19 protein-coding genes and 1 riboswitch are annotated in these 24,105 nt (G+C 62.3%); of the genes, 4 read left to right on the top strand and 15 right to left on the bottom strand.

The features are described from left to right. Positions 1-38: 38 nt before the first annotated feature. Positions 39-1,799, top strand: coding sequence for a molecular chaperone (locus J3P86_RS02440; RefSeq protein ID WP_434699349.1), 1,761 nt, complete (start codon positions 39-41; stop codon positions 1,797-1,799). Positions 1,800-1,959: 160 nt separating this feature from the next. On the opposite strand, the gene serB is transcribed toward J3P86_RS02440, so the two are convergent. Then, on the bottom strand, positions 1,960-3,174 hold the full coding sequence (serB, locus tag J3P86_RS02435) for a phosphoserine phosphatase SerB (protein WP_434699348.1): 1,215 nt from the start codon (positions 3,172-3,174) through the stop codon (positions 1,960-1,962). Positions 3,175-3,307: 133 nt separating this feature from the next. On the opposite strand from serB, the gene J3P86_RS02430 reads away from it, so the two are divergent. Beyond that, the gene (locus J3P86_RS02430; protein WP_434699347.1) at positions 3,308-4,825 is read left to right on the top strand and encodes an AhpA/YtjB family protein; all 1,518 of its coding nucleotides are present in this window, start codon (positions 3,308-3,310) and stop codon (positions 4,823-4,825) included. 238 nt (positions 4,826-5,063) lie between these two features. Here J3P86_RS02430 and J3P86_RS02425 read toward each other — a convergent pair whose 3' ends face one another. The 10 genes from J3P86_RS02425 to J3P86_RS02380 all read right to left on the bottom strand — a co-directional run bounded on the left by J3P86_RS02425 (position 5,064) and on the right by J3P86_RS02380 (position 15,569). Further along, the gene (locus J3P86_RS02425) at positions 5,064-5,768 is read right to left on the bottom strand and encodes a PqiC family protein (RefSeq protein ID WP_305497225.1); all 705 of its coding nucleotides are present in this window, start codon (positions 5,766-5,768) and stop codon (positions 5,064-5,066) included. 177 nt (positions 5,769-5,945) lie between these two features. Beyond that, positions 5,946-8,210, bottom strand: a complete 2,265-nt coding sequence (gene parC, locus J3P86_RS02420) for a DNA topoisomerase IV subunit A (RefSeq protein ID WP_305497226.1) — start codon at positions 8,208-8,210, stop codon at positions 5,946-5,948. Between the two features lie 10 nt (positions 8,211-8,220). Next, positions 8,221-8,742 (bottom strand): retropepsin-like aspartic protease family protein, encoded by a 522-nt coding sequence (locus J3P86_RS02415; RefSeq protein ID WP_434570018.1) that lies wholly within the window; start codon positions 8,740-8,742, stop codon positions 8,221-8,223. Next, entirely contained in the window at positions 8,739-9,725 is a 987-nt protein-coding gene (locus J3P86_RS02410) for an esterase-like activity of phytase family protein (RefSeq protein ID WP_434626390.1), read from the bottom strand. Before J3P86_RS02410 ends, J3P86_RS02415 begins: the two co-directional genes overlap by 4 nt. Then, positions 9,725-11,629: a DNA topoisomerase IV subunit B gene (gene parE, locus J3P86_RS02405; RefSeq protein ID WP_434570021.1), complete on the bottom strand. Its 1,905-nt coding sequence runs from the start codon at positions 11,627-11,629 to the stop codon at positions 9,725-9,727. The genes J3P86_RS02410 and parE overlap by 1 nt, the downstream gene beginning before the upstream one ends. 41 nt (positions 11,630-11,670) lie before the next feature. Then, positions 11,671-12,279, bottom strand: coding sequence for a YqiA/YcfP family alpha/beta fold hydrolase (locus J3P86_RS02400; protein WP_305497232.1), 609 nt, complete (start codon positions 12,277-12,279; stop codon positions 11,671-11,673). Between the two features lie 872 nt (positions 12,280-13,151). Then, complete coding sequence (locus J3P86_RS02395) at positions 13,152-13,343, bottom strand: nucleoid-structuring protein H-NS (protein ID WP_434700703.1); 192 nt, start codon at positions 13,341-13,343, stop codon at positions 13,152-13,154. Between the two features lie 251 nt (positions 13,344-13,594). Then, on the bottom strand, positions 13,595-14,410 hold the full coding sequence (gene cpdA / locus J3P86_RS02390) for a 3',5'-cyclic-AMP phosphodiesterase (protein WP_434699346.1): 816 nt from the start codon (positions 14,408-14,410) through the stop codon (positions 13,595-13,597). 98 nt (positions 14,411-14,508) lie between these two features. Further along, positions 14,509-14,961: a DUF1249 domain-containing protein gene (locus J3P86_RS02385; protein WP_003186471.1), complete on the bottom strand. Its 453-nt coding sequence runs from the start codon at positions 14,959-14,961 to the stop codon at positions 14,509-14,511. Beyond that, entirely contained in the window at positions 14,952-15,569 is a 618-nt protein-coding gene (locus J3P86_RS02380) for an NUDIX domain-containing protein (RefSeq protein WP_434626392.1), read from the bottom strand. Before J3P86_RS02380 ends, J3P86_RS02385 begins: the two co-directional genes overlap by 10 nt. A 214-nt stretch (positions 15,570-15,783) precedes the next feature. Between J3P86_RS02380 and J3P86_RS02375 the strand changes: the two genes are divergently transcribed. Next, a complete protein-coding gene (locus J3P86_RS02375; RefSeq protein WP_434699345.1) occupies positions 15,784-16,530 on the top strand; it encodes a DUF3298 domain-containing protein in 747 nt (248 codons plus the stop codon). On the opposite strand, the gene cytX is transcribed toward J3P86_RS02375, so the two are convergent. Then, positions 16,499-17,791, bottom strand: a complete 1,293-nt coding sequence (gene cytX, locus J3P86_RS02370; protein WP_434699344.1) for a putative hydroxymethylpyrimidine transporter CytX — start codon at positions 17,789-17,791, stop codon at positions 16,499-16,501. The two genes, J3P86_RS02375 and cytX, sit on opposite strands and share 32 nt — an antisense overlap. Before the next feature lie 171 nt (positions 17,792-17,962). Further along, positions 17,963-19,852: a phosphomethylpyrimidine synthase ThiC gene (gene thiC, locus J3P86_RS02365; protein WP_434699343.1), complete on the bottom strand. Its 1,890-nt coding sequence runs from the start codon at positions 19,850-19,852 to the stop codon at positions 17,963-17,965. Between the two features lie 175 nt (positions 19,853-20,027). Continuing rightward, positions 20,028-20,133, bottom strand: a riboswitch (TPP riboswitch). A 157-nt stretch (positions 20,134-20,290) separates the two neighbouring features. Here thiC and J3P86_RS02360 point away from each other — a divergent pair. Continuing rightward, a complete protein-coding gene (locus J3P86_RS02360; protein WP_434626395.1) occupies positions 20,291-21,730 on the top strand; it encodes a TolC family outer membrane protein in 1,440 nt (479 codons plus the stop codon). Positions 21,731-21,884: 154 nt separating this feature from the next. Here J3P86_RS02360 and waaA read toward each other — a convergent pair whose 3' ends face one another. Both waaA and J3P86_RS02350 read right to left on the bottom strand, forming a co-directional pair. Then, the gene (waaA, locus tag J3P86_RS02355; RefSeq protein WP_434699342.1) at positions 21,885-23,165 is read right to left on the bottom strand and encodes a lipid IV(A) 3-deoxy-D-manno-octulosonic acid transferase; all 1,281 of its coding nucleotides are present in this window, start codon (positions 23,163-23,165) and stop codon (positions 21,885-21,887) included. A gap of 22 nt (positions 23,166-23,187) precedes the next feature. Then, on the bottom strand, positions 23,188-24,078 hold the full coding sequence (locus tag J3P86_RS02350) for a LysR family transcriptional regulator (RefSeq protein WP_434570036.1): 891 nt from the start codon (positions 24,076-24,078) through the stop codon (positions 23,188-23,190). Positions 24,079-24,105 lie beyond the last annotated feature (27 nt).

Here is a 24,105-nt window from a genome sequence, read left to right as displayed (position 1 = left end):
AACATTCCCTTCATTTCCCGCCGGAGCCCATCCACGGCATGAATGAGACCAGCCCTCTCCAGTTACTGCGCGTCTCGACACCGACCCAGTCGCGCCTGTCCTTCTGCGATGCCACGCCACGCGACCTCAAGCGCTGGATCGGCAACCTGCCCAAGGCCAACATCGGTGAAACCGCGCGCCTGCTGTACCAGGTCCTCGGTGAACTGAACCAGTTGCTCACCCCGAGTGAAAACCGCCTGCAACTGCTCGAACTGTTGCGGCCCGAGGTTTATTACGTCTGCAAGCACCTGGAGCGACATTTCCTGCAACAGGCCATCGTGCTGGACGAGCGCTCGCGCAAGATCGTCAACCTGAGCCAGGCCCTGCAGACTCATTTGGCGATGGGATACAAACAAATCGTCGCGCGCATCTCGCCAAAATTCACCAAGGACCGGGCGCGCCTGCTGGCGACAGCGCTGCAACGGGCGATACATGCCCTCGACGGCACGCTGTTGCGAGCCAGCCAGCTATACAGCCCCGTGCCTGAAGGTTTATGGCTCGATTTGCACCAGCTGTACCGGATCGCCTGCCAGCACCGATTGCAGCACCTCAGCGTTGGCGATGAGCTGGCCAGCCAGGTCCCTCAATTGAATGCCGAGCAGACCTACGTCGTCGCCCTGCTGCTGGGCGCTTCGCGCAGCAACCAGTTACGCCAGAGCCAGATCGCCCGGCTGGCCGAAGTGCTGGAGCCGTGGAGTCAGAGCGTCAAGCTCGACCCGGCCGTCACCGCCGCTAGCCTGTTTGCGGTCGCACCGCAACTGGATGTAGGGCCGCGCTATCGCTCCAAATTTCGCGCCGAACAGCAACCGAGCCTGCAGGGGTTCGATCCCCAGCCCCTGGTGCGTGCCATCAGCGCTCACCTGGCGCAACCTGGCGACTCGTCCCTGGCGGTACCTGCCGGCATGAGTGCCGATACCTTGCATCATCTGCAAGCGGCCTGGGGCGAAGCCGCCGAACGCAGCTTCCAACGCACCGAAGGCAACGGCACGCTGACCCTGTGCGTGGGCATGAGCGCGCTGCACTATTACCTTGGGGGCGAACGTTCCTTCAGCGAAATCCTGAAGAACCCGGCCATGCGCAAGGCCCGATTCGAGGCCTCGCCGACCAAAACCAACGACACCTGGAACCAGGCGTTCGACGCCGCGCCAGCTGGCGACAGCGACCTCTTGCCCTACGAGGAAATCGAGTATCCGGTCAACCCGGCCGATGACGACGGCGCCAGTTCCGACAACCAGCATCATTTCCCGACCTTTGAGCTGCCGATCATCAATCACAGCCCGGGTGGGTACTGCCTAGGCTGGCCGAAGGAAGTGCCGGAGCAATTGCAGGCCGGGGAGATGGTCGGGATTCGTGACACCAGCGACCAGGCCTGGAGTATCGCCGTGGTCCGCTGGATCCGGCAGGTGCGCAACGGTGCGATGCAAATGGGCATTGAACTGGTAGCTCCCCATGCCCAGCCTTGCGGCGTGCAATTGGCGCGCGAGCAGAACGAGCAAGGCCACTACTTGCGGGGGTTGCTGCTGCCGGAAATCAGCGCGATCGACCTGCCGCCCACGATGATCGCTCCGCGCCTGCCCTTCCAGGAAGGCCAGCGAGTGTTGATCAATACCAACGGACAGGAAAGACGAGCCTCGCTGGATCGGCGCGTGACCAGCACCCACAGCTTCAATCAGTTTGCTTATCACCCCGAAGACTCAGGCACCGGCGGGGATGGCAGTGACAAGGAAGGCGATTTTGATTCGCTGTGGAAGTCACTCTAGGGTGATGCGAGCCTTTGGTGGCGAGGAGATTTATCCCCGCTGGGCTGCGTAGCAGCCCGATTGCAGTCACCCCGATCAACCAATACATCGCAGTGCCTGATCTAGGGTTGCTGCGCAACCCAGCGGGGATAAATCCCCTCGCCACAGGGCTTATTGCAAACTAAACCTGCCCGTCGCGATCCCTGAAGCCCAGCAAATACAGCACCCCATCCAGCCCCAGGGTCGAGATGGCCTGCCTGGCTGATTGCTTGACCAGCGGTTTGGCCCGGAACGCCACGCCCAGCCCGGCGATCGCAAGCATCGGCAAGTCGTTGGCGCCGTCACCGACCGCGATGGTCTGCTCCAGTCGAAGGCCTTCTTTCGCGGCCAGCTCACGCAGCAAGTCCGCCTTGCGCTGGGCATCGACGATCGGCTCGACAGCCACGCCGGTGACCTTGCCATCCACCACTTCCAGTTCGTTGGCGAACACGTAGTCGATGCCGAGTCTGGCCTGCAGCTGTTTGGCAAAATAAGTGAAGCCGCCGGACAGGATGGCGGTCTTGTAACCCAGGCGCTTGAGCTCGGCGAACAAGGTTTCGGCGCCTTCGGTCAGGCGCAACGAGGCACCGATCGAGTCGAGCACATTGACATCCAGGCCTTTGAGCAACGCCAGGCGCTCCTTGAAGCTGGCGCGGAAATCCAGCTCGCCGGCCATCGCCCGCTCGGTAATCGCCGACACCTTGTCGCCGACGCCGGCAGCCTTGGCCAACTCATCGATGACCTCGGCTTCGATCAACGTCGAGTCCATGTCGAACACCGCCAGGCGACGGTTGCGGCGAAACAGCGAATCCTCCTGGAAGGCGATGTCAACGTTCAGCTCTTGCGCCACGCTGAGGAACTCGGCGCGCAAAGCCTGGGGATCGGCGGGTTCGCCGCGCACGGAAAACTCGATGCAGCCCTTGCCTTGATCGGCCGGAGTATCCAGCGGCATGCGCCCGGACAGTCGGTCGATATGGTCGATGTTCAAGCCGTATTGGGCAGTGATCGAACTGACACGCTGCAATTGCTCGGCGGTCACCTTGCGGGTCAACAGCGTCACGATATGGCGTTTCTTGCCCTGGCCAGCCACCCACTGTTGGTAATCTTCCTCGGAAACCGGGGTGAAACGCACCTGCTGATCAAGCTTGTATGCGGTGAACAAGATGTCCTTGAGCACCGATTTGCTGTGTTCGGCGTCCGGGATTTCAACCAGGATGCCAAACGACAGCGTGTCGTGGATCACCGCCTGACCGATATCGAGAATGTTCACACCACCCTGGGCCAGAACGCCGGTAATGGCCGCAGTCAGACCCGGACGGTCGCTGCCAGTGATGTTTATCAGGACGATTTCACGCAAGGCGCACCCCCGCAGGTGGAAAAAAACCGCATTCTACCCACATTCAGTGACCATCGGGCACCGCCAGTGCTTTGCCGGTCATGGGGCTGTCGCTATACTGCGCGTCAATTTCACGGACAAAGAGCCGAGCTCAGTGAACCGGCCCACGCCAGTCAAAACCGACAATTTCTTCCTGCTGATCTTCCGAGCATTGCGCCATCGCCGCGTGCCGATCGCATTGCGCATTGCCAGCCATAACGTGATCCTGGTCGCCTTGGCCCTGGTCATCTATGCCTGCGTGATGGGCCTGCAATTCAAGCAGGCCATGCACGAGCAGGCGGATGCCCTGGGCGAGAGCCTGACCACCCAGACCGCCACGTCCGCCACCGAGCTGCTGGTGTCCAACGACATCCTCAGTCTCAATGTGCTGCTCAACAACCTGACCAAGAACAAGCTGGTGGCCCACGCCGCCATCTACAGCGTGGACAACCGCATCCTCGCCGAGGCCGGCCAGCGTCCCAAGCCAGGCTTGCTCGGCGAAACCGGCGGCATGTACCAGAGCAAGATCACCTTCCAGGACGTGACCGCCGGCCAACTACGCATCAGCCTGGACATGGACCAGTTCCAGCAACCCATGACCATCAGCCTGCAAAGCATGGGCATCCTCAGCGCGATCCTGCTGGCATTGGCCCTGGCGTTGAGCTTGCGCCTGGGGCGGCATATATCCACGCCGCTGTTGCAGTTGCGCGTCTGGCTGCGAGACATCGACGAACACACGCCAGCCACCCAGCGCCAGGATGAAATCGGCGACCTGGCCCGGCAGCTGCACGCCAGCTTCGCGCCGGAGCCGGAACCCGTGCCGGAACCTGAAGACATCGACTACGTTGACGAGGACGATGCGGAGCCGGGCTTCGAAGTGCGCAACCCGCGCGACCCGGGGTTCGACGAAAGCGCGCCGCTGCCCGCTGCCCGCCCCGCGCCGCGACATGTGGTGCGCACTGTCGAAGACGACGATGACGACGAGGCCTTTGCCGATTTGCGCGACGATTCGATCGGCGCCGAACCACAACCGCTTGCCCGCCCTGTCGCCTCGAACCAGCCCCAGCACAGCGCCGTACTGGCCGTGCAACTGGGTGCCCAGGACCAACTGCGGCGCCTGCCCCAGGCTCGCCTGAAAGAACTGCTCGAACGCTATCGCGACTGCCTCGACCAGGCCGCATCGCTTTATCAGGGCGAACTGCACACCCTGAACGACGGCAGCACGCTGATGCTGTTCCACACCGAGGACAGCGGCGACGACTACCTGACCAACGCCATCTGCTGCGGCGAATTGCTGCGGGCGCTGGGTCATCAATTGCAGATCGAAGTCGCCGACAGCGGCATCACTCTGCAATTGCAACTGGGCCTGACCTTGGGCGATGGCTTGTTCGGCCTGAGCCAGATCGACCTGCTGCTGACCGAAACCGCCCAGGACGCCCTGGCCCTTTCCCAACACAGCCGCAACCTGCTGCTGGTGGAACGCAAGATAAATGACGACGCGCTGATCCGCCAACGCGCACGCATCCGTCCGATCGCCAGCCCCGAGGGCGCCTGCTGTGTGGAACGACTGATGGAGCCTTATCCGTCGATGCTGGAACGGCAACTGGCGCGGATGCATGAGCGCCAGGCCTGAGTTCCGTTGCCAGGCATAAACGAAGCCCGCAGATGAGTGATTGTCTGCGGGCTTTTTTATTGGCTTCGATGGCCTCTTCGCGAGCAGGCTCGCTCCCACAGTGGATCTGTGGCTTGCCGCCCTCCCCTGTGGGAGCGAGCTTGCTCGCGATGAGGCCGGCCCAGGCACCGGAATTCCAGCAGACAGACATGAAAAAGCCCGCATCAACGCGGGCTTTGTCTTGCATCCATACCAACCGTCAGAACCGGAACACTTCCATGTCCGTCCGAATCGGCAGGGCCATCGGAATCTTGTCCTTTTCCTTTCCTGCCGGCTTGGCCGGGGCGGGAGCGGGCTTGCGTGGAACTTCAGCGATAGGAGGCTGGTTGGCCAGCGGCTTGAGCGAGACGGACAACTGTTCGGCCAGTCGTTGCAGCAGCACACCCTGGGCCTGAACCTGCGCCGCCGTGGTGCCGGCGTGTTGCTCTTGCAGATGAACGATGCGGTTCTCACGCACCTTGCCGCGACGGTCAATCAACCGCCATTGGGCATCGAGTACCGCCGGTTGTGATTCACCCGAGTCCAGGCGGGTAATCGACAGCAGGACCTGCACATCCGGGGTGAAGCCTTGGGTAGCCGGCGCCAGCACCACGCGCTGACTGTCCAGGTGACCGGCGACCTGGCGCAGCAGCAGCTGGTCGATGTCCGAGGACAGGCTGCCGGCCCAACGACCGTCCGTGGCGGCTTGCAAGCTGCCGTCCGGTTGGCGTTGCAGGAGAGTTTCGCGTTGCAGGTAGTCGGCAATCAATACAGGGCCCAGCAAAACCGCCATGCCTGTGCTTTGCGCAGGCTGGGCCGGGGTACCGCTGTCCAACTGATACAGCGACACCGGCTGGTGCATGCTGCAACCCGCCAGGCCAAGCAGGCCGGCGAGCCACAAAATAGGTAGGCGCAGAGCAGTCATCGTCCCGTCCAGGTGGCAGCCACAAGGCTTACCACAGTGAAAATACTCGGTCATTATGAAGAACGCTCGGCCACGCCGGCGCTTGAAAGGGCCTATCATCCGTGAATATGCGTTCCGACTCCAGCGCCAAAGTTCCGATCTGCGGCTTTTAATCGCAGACCGAGCCCTCTAGCACGGTCAATTGAGGTTTTCGACGAGCAGTGCATCCACCCGTTGAAAACCCCTTGGAAGCTTGTTGCCCCGCCGACCGCGTTCACCTTTGTAATGCTCAAGATCGTCCGCTTTCAGTGAAAGCGTACGCTTTCCAGCCTGCAGCACAAGCGTGGCACCTTCAGGTAACACTGCAATATCCGTGACAAATTCCTCGCGACTCGCCACCCGTTCGCCAGGAATCCCGATGATCTTGTTGCCTTTGCCTTTCCCAAGCTGTGGCAGGTCGCTGATCTTGAAGACCAGCAACCGACCTTCGGTCGTCACCGAAGCCAGCCAGTTGTTATCGCGATCGCTGACCGGGCGCGGGGCAATGACCTTGGCGTTGTTCGGCAGGCTCAACAACGCCTTGCCCGCCTTGTTCTTGGCTTGCAGGTCTTCACCCTTGACGACGAACCCGTAGCCGGCGTCCGACGCGATAACGTACAGCCCGTCATCATCAGGCATCAGCACACATTCAAAAGTTGCACCCGGCGGAGGTGTTAATCGTCCGGTCAGCGGTTCACCCTGGCCACGCGCCGATGGCAAGGTGTGGGCCGGCACCGAATAGCTGCGCCCGGTAGAGTCGATGAACACTGCGAACTGGTTCGAGCGCCCCGGCGCCAAGGCCTTGAAGCCGTCCCCGGCCTTGTAGGAAAGCCCGGCAGCGTCGATGTCATGGCCCTTGGCGGAGCGCACCCAGCCTTTTTCCGACAGTACAACGGTGACTTTCTCGTTCGGCAACAGGTCGTGCTCGCTCAAGGCCTTGGCCTCGGCACGCTCGACAATCGGCGAACGACGGTCATCGCCGTAGGTTTCGGCGTCCTTGAGCAACTCGGTGCGTACCAGTTTCTTCAGTTTGGCTTCGCTGCCCAGCAAGGCTTGCAGCTTGGCCTGTTCCTTGAGCAATTCATCCTGCTCGGCACGCAGCTTCATTTCTTCCAGGCGTGCCAGTTGGCGCAGGCGCGTGTCGAGGATGTAGTCGGCCTGGATTTCACTGAGGGCGAAGCGCTCGATCAGGCTGGCCTTGGGATGCTCCTCGGTGCGGATGATGTGGATCACTTCATCGAGGTTGAGGTAGGCAATCAGCAAGCCGTCCAACAGATGCAGGCGACGCTCGACCTTGTCCAGGCGAAATTGCAGGCGCCGACGCACCGTCTTGACCCGGAATTCGAGCCACTCCACGAGCAATGCCCGCAGGTTTTTCAGCTGCGGCTTGCCGTCCAGGCCGATGATGTTGATGTTCACCCGATAGCTGGATTCCAGATCGGTGCTGGCGAACAAGTGCTGCATCAGCGCGTCGTGATCGACCCGGCTGTTCACCGGAATGATCACGATGCGGCAGGGATTCTCGTGGTCGGATTCGTCGCGCAAGTCAGCAACCTGCGGCGCTTTCGACGGTTTTGCCTGCATCATCGCAGCAATCTGCTCAAGGACTTTTGCCCCGGAAACCTGATGCGGCAGCGCGGTGACGATAATGTCACCGTCTTCAACGTGATAGACGGCGCGCATGCGCACCGAACCGCGACCGGTCTCATAGATTTTCAGCAGATCGGCACGCGGCGTGATGATTTCCGCTTCGGTCGGATAGTCCGGGCCCTGGATATGTTCGCAGAGCTGTTCCACCGTGGCTTTCGGCTCGTCCAACAAGCGCACGCACGCTGTGGCGACTTCCCGCAGGTTGTGCGGCGGCACGTCGGTGGCCATGCCCACGGCAATGCCGGTGGTGCCATTGAGCAGGATGTTCGGCAAACGTGCCGGCAACACCAGGGGTTCATCGAGGGTGCCGTCAAAGTTCGGCCCCCAGTCCGCGGTGCCTTGGCCCAGCTCGCTGAGCAGCACTTCGGAATAGCGTGACAGGCGCGCCTCGGTGTACCGCATGGCCGCGAAGGACTTGGGATCGTCCGGCGCACCCCAGTTACCCTGCCCGTCCACCAGCGTGTAGCGATAGCTGAACGGCTGGGCCATCAGCACCATGGCTTCATAGCAGGCCGAGTCGCCGTGGGGGTGAAACTTGCCGAGCACGTCACCGACGGTACGCGCCGACTTCTTGTGCTTGGAATCGGCGTCCAGCCCCAACTCACTCATGGCATAGATGATCCGCCGTTGGACCGGCTTCAGACCGTCGCCTATATGCGGCAAGGCGCGGTCCATGATCACGTACATGGAGTAATTGAGGTAGGCATTTTCGGTGAAGTCAGCCAGCGATCGGCGTTCTACGCCGTCCAAGCTGTCTGCAAGAATGTCGCTCATGCGGGCCTCATCAGTTCGTTGTCTGGCGCAGCAGCATGGTGCCGTCGCGCTGGGTAAATTCAAGTTTGTTCAGGGCGCTCATGCCCAGCAGCACTTGCGTGCCTTCCAGGCCTGGCGCCACCAGGGCACGGACATCACGCAACACGATGTCACCCAATTGCAGCCGGTCGATACGGGTGCGGTAGCCTTCGCTCAAACCATTGGCGGTGCTCAACCTCACGCCAAGACCTTTTTCCAGCTTGAGGCGCTCGGCCAATTCCTGCGGGATCGCCACGTCGGTGGCCCCGGTATCGAGCATGAAATCCACCGGCTGGCCGTTGATCTGGCCGCTGGCGACAAAATGTCCCTGCCGGTTGCCGATCAGCTTTACTTCGATAAAACCTTCGCCCTTCTGCGAATGCACCTCGGCATTGGGGTTGAGCTCTCGCTGCTCCCACTGGGCAAAAAACCGCGTTGCCAGAAACAGTGCCGCGCACCAGGCCAGGATCATCAGTACCCGGCCGGCGCGCTTGCCCGGTGGTTGCTGGCTCATGGCGCGGCACCCCAGCCACCCTCGGGCGCGGCGAAGCGCCAGATAACCGGCCGCTGCTCGCCGTCAGCCCGCGCACCGTCGTTGTTGTCCACGCCGATCCAGGCGCCGTCGGCGTCGACGATGAGCGCTTCGACCAGGCCGAAGGGCTGTGGATAACGGCGATTTTCCTGCAACGCCTCCCCCGCAAACGACCAGCAGCGCTCGACCTTGGCGGTCTGCGGGTCACGCCGGCAGATCTGATAGGCGTTTCGCTCCAGGGTAAACAGCTTGCCGTTGAACAATGACAGATCGGCGAAGTCCCGGGAAACCGCCTTGGCCTCGGGAAACTGCGCCGGCTGCATCTCCTGCCCCGCTTCGCTCAACAATACGCAATTGCCGTCGCAGTCCCACACCGTTTGCTGGCGCTTGAGCAACACCAGCCCACGACGCTCCCGTTCGGCGGCCAGCCATAGCTGATCGCCAGCCGGGTTGACCGCCACACCTTCGAACAGGGCATTAAAATGCAGCAGCATGCCGCTGCCCCGGGCCTGGCGGAGCATGGTCGGGGTGATTTTCAGCCAGGCTGCTTCGCCTGCCGGCGATATTCTCAGCACGGCGGCGTGGGACTCACTGACCACATAACGCTGACCGGCGCTGTCGCAACTGATGCCTTCGTAGTCCAGTTCGCCACCGCGCACGAACGATGCCGCCCAGGTCCGCGACTGCAGGCCCCAAGGCAAATCATTCTCCGGCACGGCAGGCACCTCGATACCGACAGCTTCGGCCTGCCAGGCCCGGGCATCGGAGGGTTGAAGCCGGTAAATCCGGTCATCGTCGCGATCGGATACCGTCCACATCTCGTTGCCACACAGGGCCAGCCCGGACAGATTGCCGCCGCGCATGCCATCGACGACATGCTCGGACAGCAACTTCAGTTCCGGCACTGGCGCTGCGACTACCACCCCCGCCCACAGCAACAACGCCAGGGCGAAACCGTTGCGCATCAGGCCAGGACCTCGGCCAGATCACCCTTGGATTCAAGCCAGTTCTTGCGGTCGCCGGCGCGTTTTTTCGCCAGCAACATGTCCATCATTTCCGACGTCGCTTCGAAATCATCCAGGGTCAACTGCACCAGCCGACGGGTGTTCGGGTCCATGGTGGTTTCGCGCAACTGCGGCGGGTTCATCTCGCCCAGGCCTTTGAATCGGGTGACCTGCGGCTTGCCGCGTTTTTTCTCGGCCACCAGCCGATCAAGGATGCCGTCGCGCTCGGCTTCATCCAGGGCGTAGTAGATCTCCTTGCCCAGGTCGATACGGTACAACGGCGGCATCGCCACGTAGACGTGACCGGCATCCACCAGCGGGCGGAAATGCTGGACGAACAAGGCGCAGAGCAAGGTGGCGATGTGCAAGCCGTCGGAGTCGGCGTCGGCGAGGATGCAGATCTTGCCGTAACGCAACTGGCTCATGTCCTCGGCGCCCGGATCGACGCCGATGGCCACCGCGATGTTATGCACTTCCTGACTGGCCAGCACTTCGCTGCCGTCGACTTCCCAAGTGTTGAGGATCTTGCCCCGCAGCGGCAGGATCGCCTGGAACTCCTTGTCCCGCGCCTGCTTGGCCGAGCCGCCGGCGGAGTCACCTTCCACCAGGAACAGCTCGGAGCGCATCGGGTCCTGCCCGGCACAATCGGCGAGCTTGCCCGGCAGTGCCGGGCCCTGGGTGATGCGCTTGCGCTCGACCTTCTTGCTTGCCTTGAGGCGACGGCCGGCGTTGTTGATCGCCAGTTCGGCGAGGGCCAGGCCGGTTTCCGGATTGGCATTGAGCCACAGGCTGAACGCATCCTTGACCACCCCGGAGACAAACGCAGCCGCCTCGCGGGACGACAGGCGCTCCTTGGTCTGGCCGGAGAATTGCGGCTCCTGCATCTTCATCGACAATACGAAGGCGATGCGCTCCCAGACGTCTTCCGGCGCCAGCTTGACGCCACGAGGCAGCAGGTTACGGAATTCGCAGAACTCGCGCATCGCATCGAGCAAACCCTGGCGCAAGCCGTTGACGTGGGTGCCGCCTTGGGCGGTGGGGATCAGGTTGACGTAGCTCTCCTGGACGCTTTCGCCGCCCTCGGGCAGCCATAGCAGCGCCCAATCCACGGCTTCCTTGTTCCCGGCCAGGCTGCCGCAGAACGGCTCGTTGGGCAGGCGCTCGAAACCGTTGACCGCATCGACCAGGTACGAGCGCAGGCCGTCCTCGTAGTGCCATTCGACCTTCTCGCCGGTGGCCTTGTCCTCGAAACTCACCAGCAGCCCCGGGCACAACACCGCCTTGGCCTTGAGGACGTGCTTGAGGCGCGTGACGGAAAACTTCGGTGAATCGAAATACTTCGGGTCCGGCGCGAAATACACGCTGGTGCCGGTGTTGCGCTTGCCGACGGTGCCGACCACTTCCAGCTCGGTGGCCTTGTAGCCGTCAGCAAAGGTCATCTGGTATTCGTTGCCGTCACGCTTGACCCGCACCCGCACCTGGGTCGACAAGGCGTTGACCACGGAGATACCCACCCCGTGCAGGCCGCCGGAGAACTGGTAGTTCTTGTTGGAAAACTTGCCGCCGGCGTGGAGCTTGGTGAGGATCAGCTCGACGCCCGACACACCCTCTTCAGGGTGAATGTCCACTGGCATGCCGCGGCCGTCATCGCTGACTTCCAATGAATGATCGGCGTGCAGGATGACCTGCACCGACTTTGCGTGCCCGGCCAAGGCTTCGTCGACGCTGTTGTCAATGACTTCCTGGGCAAGGTGATTCGGCCGACTGGTGTCGGTGTACATGCCGGGGCGCTTGCGCACCGGGTCGAGGCCCGAGAGGACTTCGATGGCGTCTGCGTTATAGGAGCTAGCGCTGGGAGTGGCCATGGGGTCTCGTCGTCAGTGTTCAGTGAAATAGAGGCAATGGTTCACAGTGAGGTGAAGTCGATCGCCTGGTACAAATCGGCGCCAATGCCGGCAAAACTCAATAACGCCGGCAACTGCTGGGCAAACCCTTGGAAACTGTGGTCGCCGCCGGCCTGGATACGCAACGCGCAGGCACGGTAATACTGCTGGGCGTGGCGATAATCCAGCGTTTCGTCACCGGTTTGCAACCATACCTGAAACCGCTGCGGATCCCGGGGCGCCGGCACTTCCAGCTCGGCCAGGGCCGTCACGTGGTCGTGGGTCAATTCCCAGGTCTCGTCGGTGTACAAATTCTTCTGCGTGCCCAGATAACCGTCGAACATCCGATGCGGGCTGACCGCCGGATTGACCAACAGGGCCTTGAGGCCGTGGCGCTCGGCCAAGTGAGTCGCATAGTAGCCGCCGAGCGAGCTGCCGACCAGCAGCGGCCGCCCCAGTTCTGTGATCGCCTGCTCCAACTGAGCAATCGCCTCGCGCGGATGGTGATGCAAGGCCGGCACCCGCAACTGGTCCCCCAGCCCGAGGCGCGTCATCACTTCGGTCAGTTGACAGGCCTTGGTCGACGCCGGGGCACTGTTGAAGCCATGGATATAAAGGATCGAACCCGACATGGGCAACTCCCTGGGTGCTGGGCAAAGGCCGGAGTTTACAGGGAGTTTGTGGAAGTTTGGGCGGTTTCGAATACCCCTCCGTCTTCGTGGCGAAGGAGCTTGCTCCCGCTGGGCTACGCCGTAGCCCCTTGAGCAGCAACGCCCGTTCCGACTGATAGAACACGGTGCCTGGTCTTGGGCCTGCTTCGCAGGCCAGCGGGAGCAAGCTCCCTCGCCACGGGGGGCTTTGTCAGCCGTTAAAACTTCATTGTCTCGGCTCAACGATTGTTTCTGGGGGGTTGGGCGTGGCTTTGAACATGGTGCAGTTCCTTTTTCCGTAGGGGAACCGCCATCTCCCGTTTCCAGGCGAGAGGGTGGCAGCTATGCGCGGGCTGGAAAACCGGAGTAAAGGAGCAAAACCCGGCAGACTCGAAAGTCTCCCGTGCATAGCCGCCATAACGCAGAACTGCACACGCAAAAAAAGCGCTGCAGTATCTCATGTGGCGCGCTGAAGCATCCTTACTATCGGGTTTCCAGGCCCGGCCGCTGAATTTTGCAGCGACGGGAAAAGACTAGCGACGCCCCTTCCCACCCGGCAACCGCCAGCACTCGCCGGAAAAATCCGCTTGCGTCAGAAAGGTCTTCCGCCCCTTCCCACAACCCTGGCTGACTACCGCCGCCATCGCGAGCAAGCCCGCTCCCACACAAATCCGTGGTCATTAGATTTTTCCGGCACAGCAAAAATCCCCCTGTGGGAGCGAGCCTGCTCGCGAAAGCGGTGGGTCAGCCTGCATCAGCATTGAATGTGCCGCCGCCTTCGCGAGCAGGCTCGCTCCCACATTAAAACCGGCGTACCCCCGCGAGAATAAGGCCGGCTGCCAGGCCGCCTCGCTTTAGACCTTGATCTTGATCTGGGGCGCCCCGTTAACCACGCTGGCCGAACGCAGGCATTGCGCAGTGGGCATCCCGGCATGGATGCCGGGATAGCCGCGCTGGGCCAGGGACGGCCCTTCGCGGCGGGCCCACGGAGCAATGCCGGAGTGAGGGCATGCCGAGCCTTGGCGAGGCACCGAGTGGTGGGGCAAAGCGCTTTTGCTTACTTTTGGCGCTCTCCAAAAGTGAGCCGCCGTAAGGGCGGAACCCTAAGCAGCCGTTACCGCAGCAATGGATATGTACCCGGTCAACAAAGCCCTGGTCGACTGTCAGGCCGCCATCGCGAGCAAGCTCGCTCCCACAATAGAATCGGAATACGACCGGTAAAGATATGCCGGTTGTAAAGCCGCCTTCGCGAGCAAGCCCGCTCCCACAGTTTGGGGTCAGTCCAGCTTGATCGAACTCAATAGCCGTTGGATCCGTAGTCAGGCGTAAACGCAAACCCAACCACCCGCTCAACTCCTGTCTCCAACCGCCCATCCGGCAACAACCGCAACCACCGATACCCTGGCGCCTGCGAGCCCACCGCAAAATCCTCACTCCCAGGCTCAAACTGAATACAGGTCGAAGGCGAAGCCAACAAACGAACCCCCTCGCGCACCCGGTCTATTTCCTGATGCACATGCCCCCACAACACCGCCCGCACCTGCGGAAACCGATCCAACACCGCAAACAGCGCCTCTGGATTGCGCAACCCGATCGGCTCCATCCACGCACAACCAATCGACACCGGATGATGATGCAGACACACCAGATGATGCCGCTCCGGCGCCTCGCTCAAGGCATTGGCCAACAGAATCAACTGCTCCTCGGCCAAAAAACCCGGCACCGAACCTGGCACGGCTGAATCCAACAGAGTGACTCGCCAGTTGCCGATGTCCACCACCGGATCGAGCAACATGCTCTGCACCGCCGCCTCAAGCATCACCTGCGGCTCATCATGATTGCCCGGAATCCACCGCGCCGGCGCATCGATACGCGCAGTCAGGTGCCGAAATGCCTCGTAGGATTGCAGCGTACCGTCCTGGGACAAATCGCCCGTGGCGAGCATCAGGTCGATATCCGGGTGCTGCCGGAGTACGAGGTCAACCACCGCCCGCAAGCTGTCACGGGTGTTCATACCCAGCAACGAAGCATCGGCCTCGGCGAACAAATGGCTGTCAGACAGTTGGACCAGCAGCGCCGCGTCGGCAGTGGTCAAGCTGGATACGCTCGGCAAATCGCTTTCTCCCAGGCGCAATCACGCCGTTGCATGAGCGGCAATTATGCTGGGGGATGATCGAAAGGGGAAACCCGCGAACCGGAACCGGTTCACAACTACCGTACGACTTCGAACTCGTGGCCCAGCGCCAGGCAATGACTCAGCCACTCGCCCAGGAAAAGGTTCAACTGGGCCTTTTCGTCCGGCTGGTGCATTGACGCATTGGGGTAAGGATAGATGCCGCGAAAGCGTCGTGCATGTTCGGCGCTGACCACTTCGGCCATGCGTGCATCGTGATAGACCTGCACTTCCAGCTGCGGCACCGGCAGCCAGGGCAGGCTGTGCTCCTGGCGCACCTGCAATGTGGTGGTGTATGGACAGGTCTGCAGCACTTCCAGGGCCAGCACGCCGAGCATCTGGTCGCCGTGGGTCACGGCGATGCGGCGCGGTGCCGGGTCGTTGCGCATGTCCGGCAACAAGCGCATCAGGCGGGCATAGTTGGCCTCGCAGGCGGCCTGCAACCCCACCAGGTCGACGCGATAACGATCGCGCAGCTTGTTCAGGACCATAGCCCCCTCACTTCATCTCGATTCAAGGCCAGCCATTGCAAGGCAATGATGCTGGCCGCGTTGCAGATACGTCCGTCGCGCACCGCTTGCAGGGCGTCTTCGAATGCCCAGGTCTTTACGCGGATATCTTCAGCCTCTTCCAGCAGGCCATGCAGGCCGCCGGCCCCCGTACTGTCGCAACGCCCCAGGTAAAGATGCACGAACTCATTGCTGCCGCCCGGCGACGGGAAATACTTGGTCATCGGCCAGAGCGCAGCGAAGACCAGCCCAGCTTCCTCCTGCGCTTCGCGATGAGCAACTTCTTCCGGTTGCTCGTCCTTGTCGATCAGACCAGCCACCAGTTCAACCAACCAGGGATTGGCGGCCTTGCCAATGGCACCCACGCGAAACTGCTCTATCAATACCACTTCGTCGCGCTGCGGATCGTAGGGCAGCACACACACCGCATCATGACGTACAAACAGTTCACGACTGATCTCACGGCTCATGCCACCGGCAAACAGCTCGTGGCGCAAGACGAGGCGGTCGAGCTTATAGAAACCCTTGAAGCAGGTTTCACGCTTGACGATGTCCACGTTGCTCGGTGTGGCGTTGGCGAAATCGGTCATGACAATCCTCGTGTGCAGTGGAACGATGCGGGGTTCCAACCTCGGCTTCGCGCCATCCTAACGCGCCCGTACCGTTTGATGCAGCCCCTTTCCACTGATCGGGATGGACGGCAGAAGGTGAAAGAACTCTAATGAGCTTAGTGGCGAACTGATTGCCCTGCCGACAGTCGAAGCGGGTAACTTTTTGCCTTTCCCTGTTTCACGAAGGACGCCCATGTCGCTTTTCAAGATTGCTTCGCTGGCCGCCATTGCCCTGATCCTGGGCGCTTGCCAGAGCCTGTTCCAACCCAATTACCGCGCCCCGCTGGAGACCACTCGCGATGCGTCGGAGCAATTGCAGCCTGGCTGCGCCAGCGCCGACTGCCCGCTGGTCAACATTGACACACTGCATTTCCCCACCGAGCCCGCGCTGGACGGAATCATCGAAAAACGTCTGCTGCAAATGACCCGCACGACCCCGGACGCCCCGGTGGCGCCGACCCTGGCCGCCTATCGCGAGCAGTTTCTGCGCAGCGCAGAGCCGCGCAACAGCAGCTATCTGCAGGCCAAGGTACGTGAGCAACATGACGGCCTGGTGATCATCGAACTGTCCAGCTACTTGGACACTGGCGGCGCTCACGGCACCCCTGGTCGCGGTTTCATCAATTATTCGCGCCAGCAGCAAAAAGTGCTGACGCTGTCGGACATGCTGCTGCCGGGCCAGGAAGAAGCCTTCTGGAAAGCCGCGCAAGTGGCCCACAACAGCTGGCTGATCAGCACCAAGCTGGATCAGGAACCGGAATTCCTGAAGCAGTGGTCCTTCCAGAAAACCCCGCACATCGCGCTGACCTACGGCGGGGTGATCCTCAAATACGAAGTGAGCACCATCGCGCCGTACGCCCTGGGCCACATCGAATTGAAGATCGCCTACCCCCGCCTCAACGGCATCCTCAAGCCCGAGCTGTTTCCCGGCCGTAGCTGAAAGCCCGGCCCAGCAACAATTGCAGCACCCCTGCCAGGATCAGCGACGGCAGGGTAGCGCCGATGTCCGGATAGAAGTTGGCTAGCAGGTGGTAGGTACTCACCCCGCCCAGCCAGGCCAACAACGCCGGCCAGCGCAACGCGACCGAGCGCACCTGGCTGCTGCGCTTGCGCAGGATGAAGTGATCCACCAGCACCACGCCGAACAGCGGCGCGAACACCGAGCCGATCAGCAACAGGAAGTTCTGGTACTGAGCCAGCGGCGCGAAGCAGGCGATCACGGTGCAGATGACACCAATCGCCAAGGCCAGGTGCTCGACCTTCAGCCCCGACAACATGCTCGTCGACACCGCCGCCGAATGAATGTCGGCGAAGGCGTTTTCCGACTCGTCCAGAAGAATCAGCAACAGCGGGATGCCCAACCCGGCACCAGCCAGGGCCAGCAGCAACGCATTGACTTCGCCGCTCGGCGCGAACGCCAGGGTGTAGGCCACGCCCAGGCTCATCAGCCAGACGTTACCGATGAAGAACCCCACGGCCGTGCCGCCGAAGACGTTTCTGGCGCGTTTGCCGAAACGCGAGTAGTCGGCGATCAGCGGCAACCAGGACAGCGGCATGGCGATGGCGATGTCAAAACCCACCGCCAGCGACATCGAACCGTCGCCGGACTGGGCCCACAGCGCCGGCAGATCGGCCTTGGCGAACAGGTTCCAGGTCAACCAGATGCACGCCGCCAGCAGCAACCAGATGCCCCATTTGCGCAGGATTTTGCGTACGAAGGTCAGCGGCCCGCTCACCGCGAGCAGGGTCGCCAACGCGCCGAAGAACAGCGTCCACAGCAATGGATTCGAGCCCAGGCTGCCTTCGCTGAAGGCCCGCGCGCCGAGCAGGCTGGCGGCATCGCGCATGACGATGATTTCGAACGAGCCCCAGCCGATCAACTGCAACAGGTTCAACAGCGCCGGCACGCTCGCGCCCTTGCCACCGAGGCTGAGCTTGAGCGCGGCCATGGCCGACAGGCCGGTGTCGCTGCCAATCACCCCGACCGCCGCCAATAGCAGGACGCCCACCAGCGTGCCGAGGAAAATCGCCAGCAGCGAACCGCTCAAGCCCAGGCCCGGCGCAAGCAAGGCGCCGACCTGCAAGACCATCAGGCCGATGCCCAGGGAGAACCACAGGGAAAACAGATCGCGGGCGCCGAAGACGCGTTTGTCCAGGGGCACGGCGGTGTCTGGGGAATAGGTGCTGGGTTGGATGTTCAAGGGTTGTTTTCTCAGAGAGATAATTGTTGTTCTGGTGATGACTTTCGCGAGCAGGCTCGCTCCCACAGTGGAACTCGGTGGTTCACAAATCTTGTGTTCACCGCAGATCCATTGTGGGAGCGAGCCTGCTCGCGAAGGCGGCGGCAAGATCAGCACCGCCCTCAGCGCAGATCACACTTTCTTGTAAAGCTGACTGCCTTCCTTCTTGAACCGCTCCGCCTGCTCCGCCAGGCCTTGGGCGACCTCGACATCCACCGCTTCAATGCGCTGGTTGGCCGCGTACTCACGCACTTCCTGGGTAATTTTCATCGAGCAGAATTTTGGCCCGCACATCGAACAGAAATGCGCGACCTTGGCCGAATCCTTCGGCAGGGTTTCGTCGTGGTACGAGCGGGCGGTGTCCGGGTCGAGGCCGAGGTTGAACTGGTCTTCCCAGCGGAACTCGAACCGCGCCTTGCTCAAGGCGTTGTCACGGATCTGCGCGCCCGGATGCCCTTTGGCCAGATCGGCCGCATGGGCGGCGATTTTGTAAGTGATGATTCCCGTCTTGACGTCATCCTTGTTCGGCAGGCCGAGGTGTTCCTTCGGCGTGACATAGCAGAGCATCGCGCACCCGAACCAGCCGATCATCGCCGCGCCGATGCCGGAAGTGATGTGATCGTAGCCCGGCGCGATGTCGGTGGTCAGCGGGCCGAGGGTGTAGAACGGCGCCTCGTCGCAGCACTCGAGCTGCTTGTCCATGTTCTCCTTGATCAACTGCATCGGCACGTGGCCGGGGCCTTCGATCATGCACTGCACGTCGTGCTTCCAGGCGATCTTGGTCAGCTCGCCGAGGGTTTCCAGCTCGCCGAACTGCGCTTCGTCGTTGGCGTCGGCAATCGAGCCCGGACGCAGGCCGTCGCCCAGCGAGAAGCTGACGTCGTAGGCCTTCATGATTTCGCAGATGTCTTCGAAGTGGGTGTAGAGGAAATTTTCCTTGTGGTGCGCCAAGCACCACTTGGCCATGATCGAACCGCCACGGCTGACGATACCGGTGACGCGCTTGGCGGTCATCGGCACATAACGCAGCAACACGCCGGCATGGATGGTGAAGTAGTCGACACCCTGCTCGGCCTGTTCGATCAGCGTGTCGCGAAACAACTCCCAAGTCAGGTCTTCGGCCGCGCCGCCGACTTTTTCCAGGGCCTGGTAGATCGGCACGGTGCCGATCGGCACCGGCGAGTTGCGGATGATCCACTCGCGGGTTTCGTGGATGTGCTTGCCGGTGGACAGGTCCATGACCGTGTCCGAACCCCAGCGGATGCCCCATGTCAGCTTCGCCACTTCTTCTTCGATGGACGAACCCAGCGCGCTGTTGCCGATGTTGCCGTTGATCTTCACCAGGAAGTTACGGCCGATGATCATCGGTTCCAGTTCGGTGTGGTTGATGTTGGCCGGAATGATCGCGCGGCCACGGGCGATTTCGTCACGCACGAATTCCGGGGTGATGACTTTCGGCACGCTGGCGCCGAAGCTGTGACCGGCGTGTTGCTGGTCCAGCAGGCCGGCGGCGCGGGCCACTTCCAGCTTCATGTTTTCGCGGATGGCGACGTATTCCATCTCGGCGGTGATGATGCCTTTGCGCGCGTAGTGCATCTGGCTGACGTTGGCGCCCGGCTTGGCGCGACGCGGGTTGTTTACATGGGCGAAGCGCAGCTTGGTCAGCTCGGGATCGGCCAGGCGTTCCTGGCCGAAATTGGAACTCAGGCCGGCGAGACGCTCGGTGTCGCCACGAGCTTCGATCCACGGCGAGCGCACATCGGCCAGGCCCTTGCGCACATCAATGGACACGTTCGGGTCGGTGTAGGGCCCCGAGGTGTCATACACCACTACTGGCGCGTTGATTTCGCCGCCGAAGTCGGTGGGGGTCACGTCGAGGCTGATTTCGCGCATCGGCACGCGGATATCCGGGCGACTGCCCTGGACGTAGATTTTTTGCGAGCGGGTAAACGGTTGGACCGATTGCTGATCGACCTGGGCCGATTCACTGAGGTTGGTCGCGTTTTTTGATTTTGTCGTCATCACGGGCTCTCCAGACACACATCCAGGCAGTGGATTTTTGTCGGAGCGAACCTGTGGCGAATGGACGCGTCCCTGCACGAAAGTGCGAACGCTGTGCTTGCTGCTCGAGCCTGTTCGAAGATCGAAAGTCGATTGTCGAACAACATCCCGGACGAAGCACAAGAGGACTCGCCGGGTGACGAGAAATCTTGTTCCCTACGCAGGCGCTAACCTGATCAGGTTCAACGGGATCCGAAATTATTCGATCTCAGCCTCATAGCAAGGCACCCCGACAAGAACCCGGCCAGTCTAGACACAACCGGCGCAGAACGCCATCGCCAGGGCAAAAGCCGTGATGAATGGCGCATATACAGGATTGTTGCCGTGCGTAGGCGCAACTACACTCGCTACGCCGCGCGCCTGTTATGCGCATTCAATCTTGAACGTAGGGATCGCCTCATGCTGCGCAAACTCTCACTGGCCCTTGCCGTGTCTTGTGCGACCAATGGAATGGCCTGGGCCGCCGAAGCCCCGTTATCCACCAGAACCGACCTGGTCAGCGTGTACCAGGAAGCGGTGGACAACAACGCCGACCTGGCCGCCGCCCGCGCCCAATACGGCGCCCAGAAAGAAGTGGTGCCCCAGGCCCGCGCCGGGCTGTTGCCCAATCTTTCGGCCGGAGCCGACCTGAACAACACCCGCACCGAGCTCGACCAGCCGGCGATGACCGCCACCCGCAGCTCGACGGTGTACCAGGCCACCTTGTCCCAGCCGATTTTCCGCGCCGACCGCTGGTTCCAGTTGCAGGCCGCCAAATCGGTCAACGAACAAGCGTCGCTGCAGTTGTCGGCCACCGAGCAGAACCTGATCCTGCAAAGCGCCGAAGCCTATTTCAATGTGCTGCGCAGCCAGGACAACCTGGCCTCGACCAAGGCCGAGGAAGCCGCGTTCAAGCGCCAGCTCGACCAGTCCAACGAACGCTTCGACGTCGGTCTTTCGGACAAGACCGACGTGCTGCAGTCCCAGGCCAGCTACGATACCGCGCGGGCCAACCGGATCATCGCGCAGCGCCAGGTCGAAGATGCCTTTGAAGCGCTGATCACCCTGACCAACCGCCAATACAATGCGATCCAGGGCGTCGTCCACACCCTGCCGATCCTGCCGCCGGCGCCCAACGACGCCAAGGCCTGGGTCGACACCGCTGCCCGGCAAAACCTCAATCTGTTGGCCAGCAACTATGCCGTCACCGCCGCCGAAGACACCCTGCGCCAGCGCAAGGCCGGCCACGCGCCAACCCTCGACGCCATCGCGCAATACCGCAAAGGTGACAACGACGGCCTCGGTTTTACCAACCCGAACCCCACCGGCCAGCGCTACGGTGGCGACGCCGAGCAACGGACCATCGGCCTGCAATTGAGCATTCCGATCTACAGCGGCGGGCTGACCAGCTCCCAGGTGCGCGAGTCCTACTCGCAACTCACCCAGACCGAGCAGCAGCGCGAAGGCCTGCGCCGCCAGGTGGTGGAAAACACCCGCAACCTGCACCGCGCGGTGAACACCGATGTGGAGCAGGTCCAGGCCCGGCGCCAGTCGATCATTTCCAACCAGAGCGCGGTGGACGCCACGGAAATCGGCTATCAGGTGGGCACCCGCAACATCGTCGATGTGCTCGACGCCCAGCGCCAGCTGTACACTTCGGTGCGCGATTACAACAACGCCCGGTACGACTACATACTCGACAATTTGCGCCTCAAACAGGCCGCCGGGACGTTGAGCCCGGAAGACCTGCAGGCCCTGTCACGCTACCTCAAGCCCGACTACAACCCGGACAAGGACTTCCTGCCGCCGGACCTGGCACAGGCCGCCGCGCAGCAACTGCGCGCTCGGCCGGCGCAGTAGCACACCGGTCGCCTGTGGCGAGGGGATTTATCCCCGCTGGGCTGCGAAGCAGCCCCAAAACCTGCTAGCAAGGTGTGTCTGGCAGTCTGAAGGGGGGCGCTTCGCACCCCAGCGGGGATAAATCCCCTCGCCACAACGGCGCCCGCATGTGCGATCAGCGGCCGTCGAGCAACCGCCCCAACCCGTCCAGCAATCGCTGCAACGCGCCCTGGTTGCTGCGCATCACCTTCAACCCCGCCTCGGCCATGCGCTGGGCATCGCGGGGCAGTTCGAACAGGCGCTGTACCGCCAGGGCCAGGCTTTCGGCATCTTCGACTTCCTGCAACGCACCGGCCGCGCGCAGTTGCGCGGCGATTTCGAGGAAATTGAACAGGTGTGGGCCACTGAGGACCGGTTTTGCCAGCGCCGCCGGTTCGAGCAGGTTGTGCCCGCCGTTGGGCACCAGGCTGCCGCCAACAAAAGCGCTGTCGGCCAGCGCGTAGAGAAACAGCAGCTCGCCCATGGTGTCGCCCAGCAGCACCGATGCCTGTGCAGTGACCGGTTGCGCACTGGAACGCCGGACCGTGGCGAAACCTTCACGCTCACACAACTGCGCCACCGAATCGAAGCGTTCCGGATGCCGCGGCACCAGGATCAACAACGCATCGGGATAACTGGCGAGCAGCCGTTGGTGGGCTGCCAGCACCACTTCATCCTCACCCTCATGGGTGCTGGCGGCGATCCACACCGGGCGGTCCACGGCTTGCCATTGGCGGCGCAGGGCGCTGGCGCTTTCGAGCAGTTGCGGGTCGATGGTCAGGTCGAACTTGATCGAGCCCGTCACCTCGACGGTTCCGGCTCGGGCACCGAGTTGGCGAAACCGCTCGGCCTCGGCTTCGGTCTGCACGGCGAACAGGCTCATTTCCCCGAGCATCGGTCGGGTGAGCCTAGGGAAGCGCGCATAACCGCGCGCCGAACGCTCCGAGAGCCGGGCATTGGCCAACGCCACCGGGATACCGCGCCTGGCGCATTGATGGATGTGGTTGGGCCACAGCTCGGTTTCCATGATCACCGCCAGTTTCGGCCGGACCTGATCGAGAAAACGCTTGGCCGCGCAAGGCAGGTCATAAGGCAGATAGCAGTGCTGGACGCGCGGCTCCTCGGCGAACAACGCCTTGATCCGCTCCGAACCGGTGGGCGTCATGCACGTCACCGTGATCGGCAGCTGTGGATAACGTTGCAGCAAGGCGCGGATCATCGGCGCGGCGGCAATGCTCTCGCCCACCGACACCGCATGGACCCAGATGCCGCCCGGAACCAGTGCTGGCAAGCCCCACGCAAACCGCTCGCCGATGCGGCGGGCATAGGCCGGCGCCTTGCGTGCCCGCAACCACAGCCGAATCGCCACCAGCGGCAGCCCCAGATAAAACAATGCGCTATAGAGAGTTCTGTTCATGGCGGCGGAGTTTATCGGTTTTTCAGCCAATCGCCTGCAACTGCACGGCAAAACGTTCCGCCAGCCAGCGCGCGGCCGGGCCCAGCGGTTCATCGCGACGCCAGACCAGCTCCACCACCAGGGCCGGCGGGGTCCATTCGCTGCTCAGCTCGACCATCTCTCCCAGATAGGCCGGGTATTGCACAACGTGGCGAGGGAGCCAGGCCCAGCCCAGGCCACTTCTGAGCCATTCGGCGAGCACATAGAAGCTGTCGGCGCGCCAGACCTGCGGGCTGGCCTGCTCGCTGCCGGGGTAGACGCTGGTCTGGGTCGCCATCAGCAACTGCCGGTGCCGGGCCATTTCCCGGCACGACACATAGCCATGGTGCGCCAGTGGATGGCCCCGGCCACACACCGTGACCATCTCGACGCTGCCCAGCACCCGCCGCTCCAGCGCCTCTGGGATCTGATCGTGATAGAACAGCAAGCCAAGATCGGCGCGACGTTCCACCAGTTTGCGCGCCACGTCGCCCTGGGCGGCGCTGGCAAGCTGCACTTCGAGCGTTGGAAACTGCTCGGCCAGCGCCACCAGGCTGTCGATTACCGGTTGATAGGGCATGGCTTCATCCTGGGCCAGGCGCAGCGAAGCCTCCTGCCCGCGCATCAAGGCCAGGGCTCGACCGTTGAGCCGCTCGCATTGGCGCAACACTTCCCGCGCCTCTTCCAGCAGCGTCTCGCCCGCATCGGTGAGCCGGGGTTGGCGACCGCTGCTGCGCTCGAAAAGGTTCACGCCAAGGTCGGCTTCGAGCAGGGCAATCGCGCTGCTGATGGCCGACTGCGCCTTGCGCTGGTCCCGAGCCACGGCGGAAAACGAGCGTTTCTCGGCCACACCGACAAACAGCCGCAACTGCTCCAGATTCCATTGAACATTCATGGCGCAACCTATCTCCATTACAGATAG

It is taken from the genome of Pseudomonas sp. D1-1 (assembly GCF_051132225.1).
GTDB lineage: Bacteria > Pseudomonadota > Gammaproteobacteria > Pseudomonadales > Pseudomonadaceae > Aquipseudomonas.
The sequence above is the reverse complement of the archived record's forward strand: the minus strand, read 5'-3'. Positions and strand labels throughout refer to the sequence as shown.

What these genes read in the sequence shown, in the direction of transcription:
- J3P86_RS02440 (WP_434699349.1), top strand. Translation starts at nt 39, where the DNA reads ATGAATGAGACCAGCCCTCTCCAGTTACTGCGCGTCTCGACACCGACC.
- J3P86_RS02425 (WP_305497225.1), bottom strand. Translation starts at nt 5,768, where the DNA reads ATGACTGCTCTGCGCCTACCTATTTTGTGGCTCGCCGGCCTGCTTGGC.
- parC (WP_305497226.1), bottom strand. Translation starts at nt 8,210, where the DNA reads ATGAGCGACATTCTTGCAGACAGCTTGGACGGCGTAGAACGCCGATCG.
- J3P86_RS02415 (WP_434570018.1), bottom strand. Translation starts at nt 8,742, where the DNA reads ATGAGCCAGCAACCACCGGGCAAGCGCGCCGGCCGGGTACTGATGATC.
- J3P86_RS02410 (WP_434626390.1), bottom strand. Translation starts at nt 9,725, where the DNA reads ATGCGCAACGGTTTCGCCCTGGCGTTGTTGCTGTGGGCGGGGGTGGTA.
- parE (WP_434570021.1), bottom strand. Translation starts at nt 11,629, where the DNA reads ATGGCCACTCCCAGCGCTAGCTCCTATAACGCAGACGCCATCGAAGTC.
- J3P86_RS02400 (WP_305497232.1), bottom strand. Translation starts at nt 12,279, where the DNA reads ATGTCGGGTTCGATCCTTTATATCCATGGCTTCAACAGTGCCCCGGCG.
- J3P86_RS02385 (WP_003186471.1), bottom strand. Translation starts at nt 14,961, where the DNA reads ATGGTCCTGAACAAGCTGCGCGATCGTTATCGCGTCGACCTGGTGGGG.
- J3P86_RS02380 (WP_434626392.1), bottom strand. Translation starts at nt 15,569, where the DNA reads ATGACCGATTTCGCCAACGCCACACCGAGCAACGTGGACATCGTCAAG.
- J3P86_RS02375 (WP_434699345.1), top strand. Translation starts at nt 15,784, where the DNA reads ATGTCGCTTTTCAAGATTGCTTCGCTGGCCGCCATTGCCCTGATCCTG.
- thiC (WP_434699343.1), bottom strand. Translation starts at nt 19,852, where the DNA reads ATGACGACAAAATCAAAAAACGCGACCAACCTCAGTGAATCGGCCCAG.
- J3P86_RS02360 (WP_434626395.1), top strand. Translation starts at nt 20,291, where the DNA reads ATGCTGCGCAAACTCTCACTGGCCCTTGCCGTGTCTTGTGCGACCAAT.
- waaA (WP_434699342.1), bottom strand. Translation starts at nt 23,165, where the DNA reads ATGAACAGAACTCTCTATAGCGCATTGTTTTATCTGGGGCTGCCGCTG.
- J3P86_RS02350 (WP_434570036.1), bottom strand. Translation starts at nt 24,078, where the DNA reads ATGAATGTTCAATGGAATCTGGAGCAGTTGCGGCTGTTTGTCGGTGTG.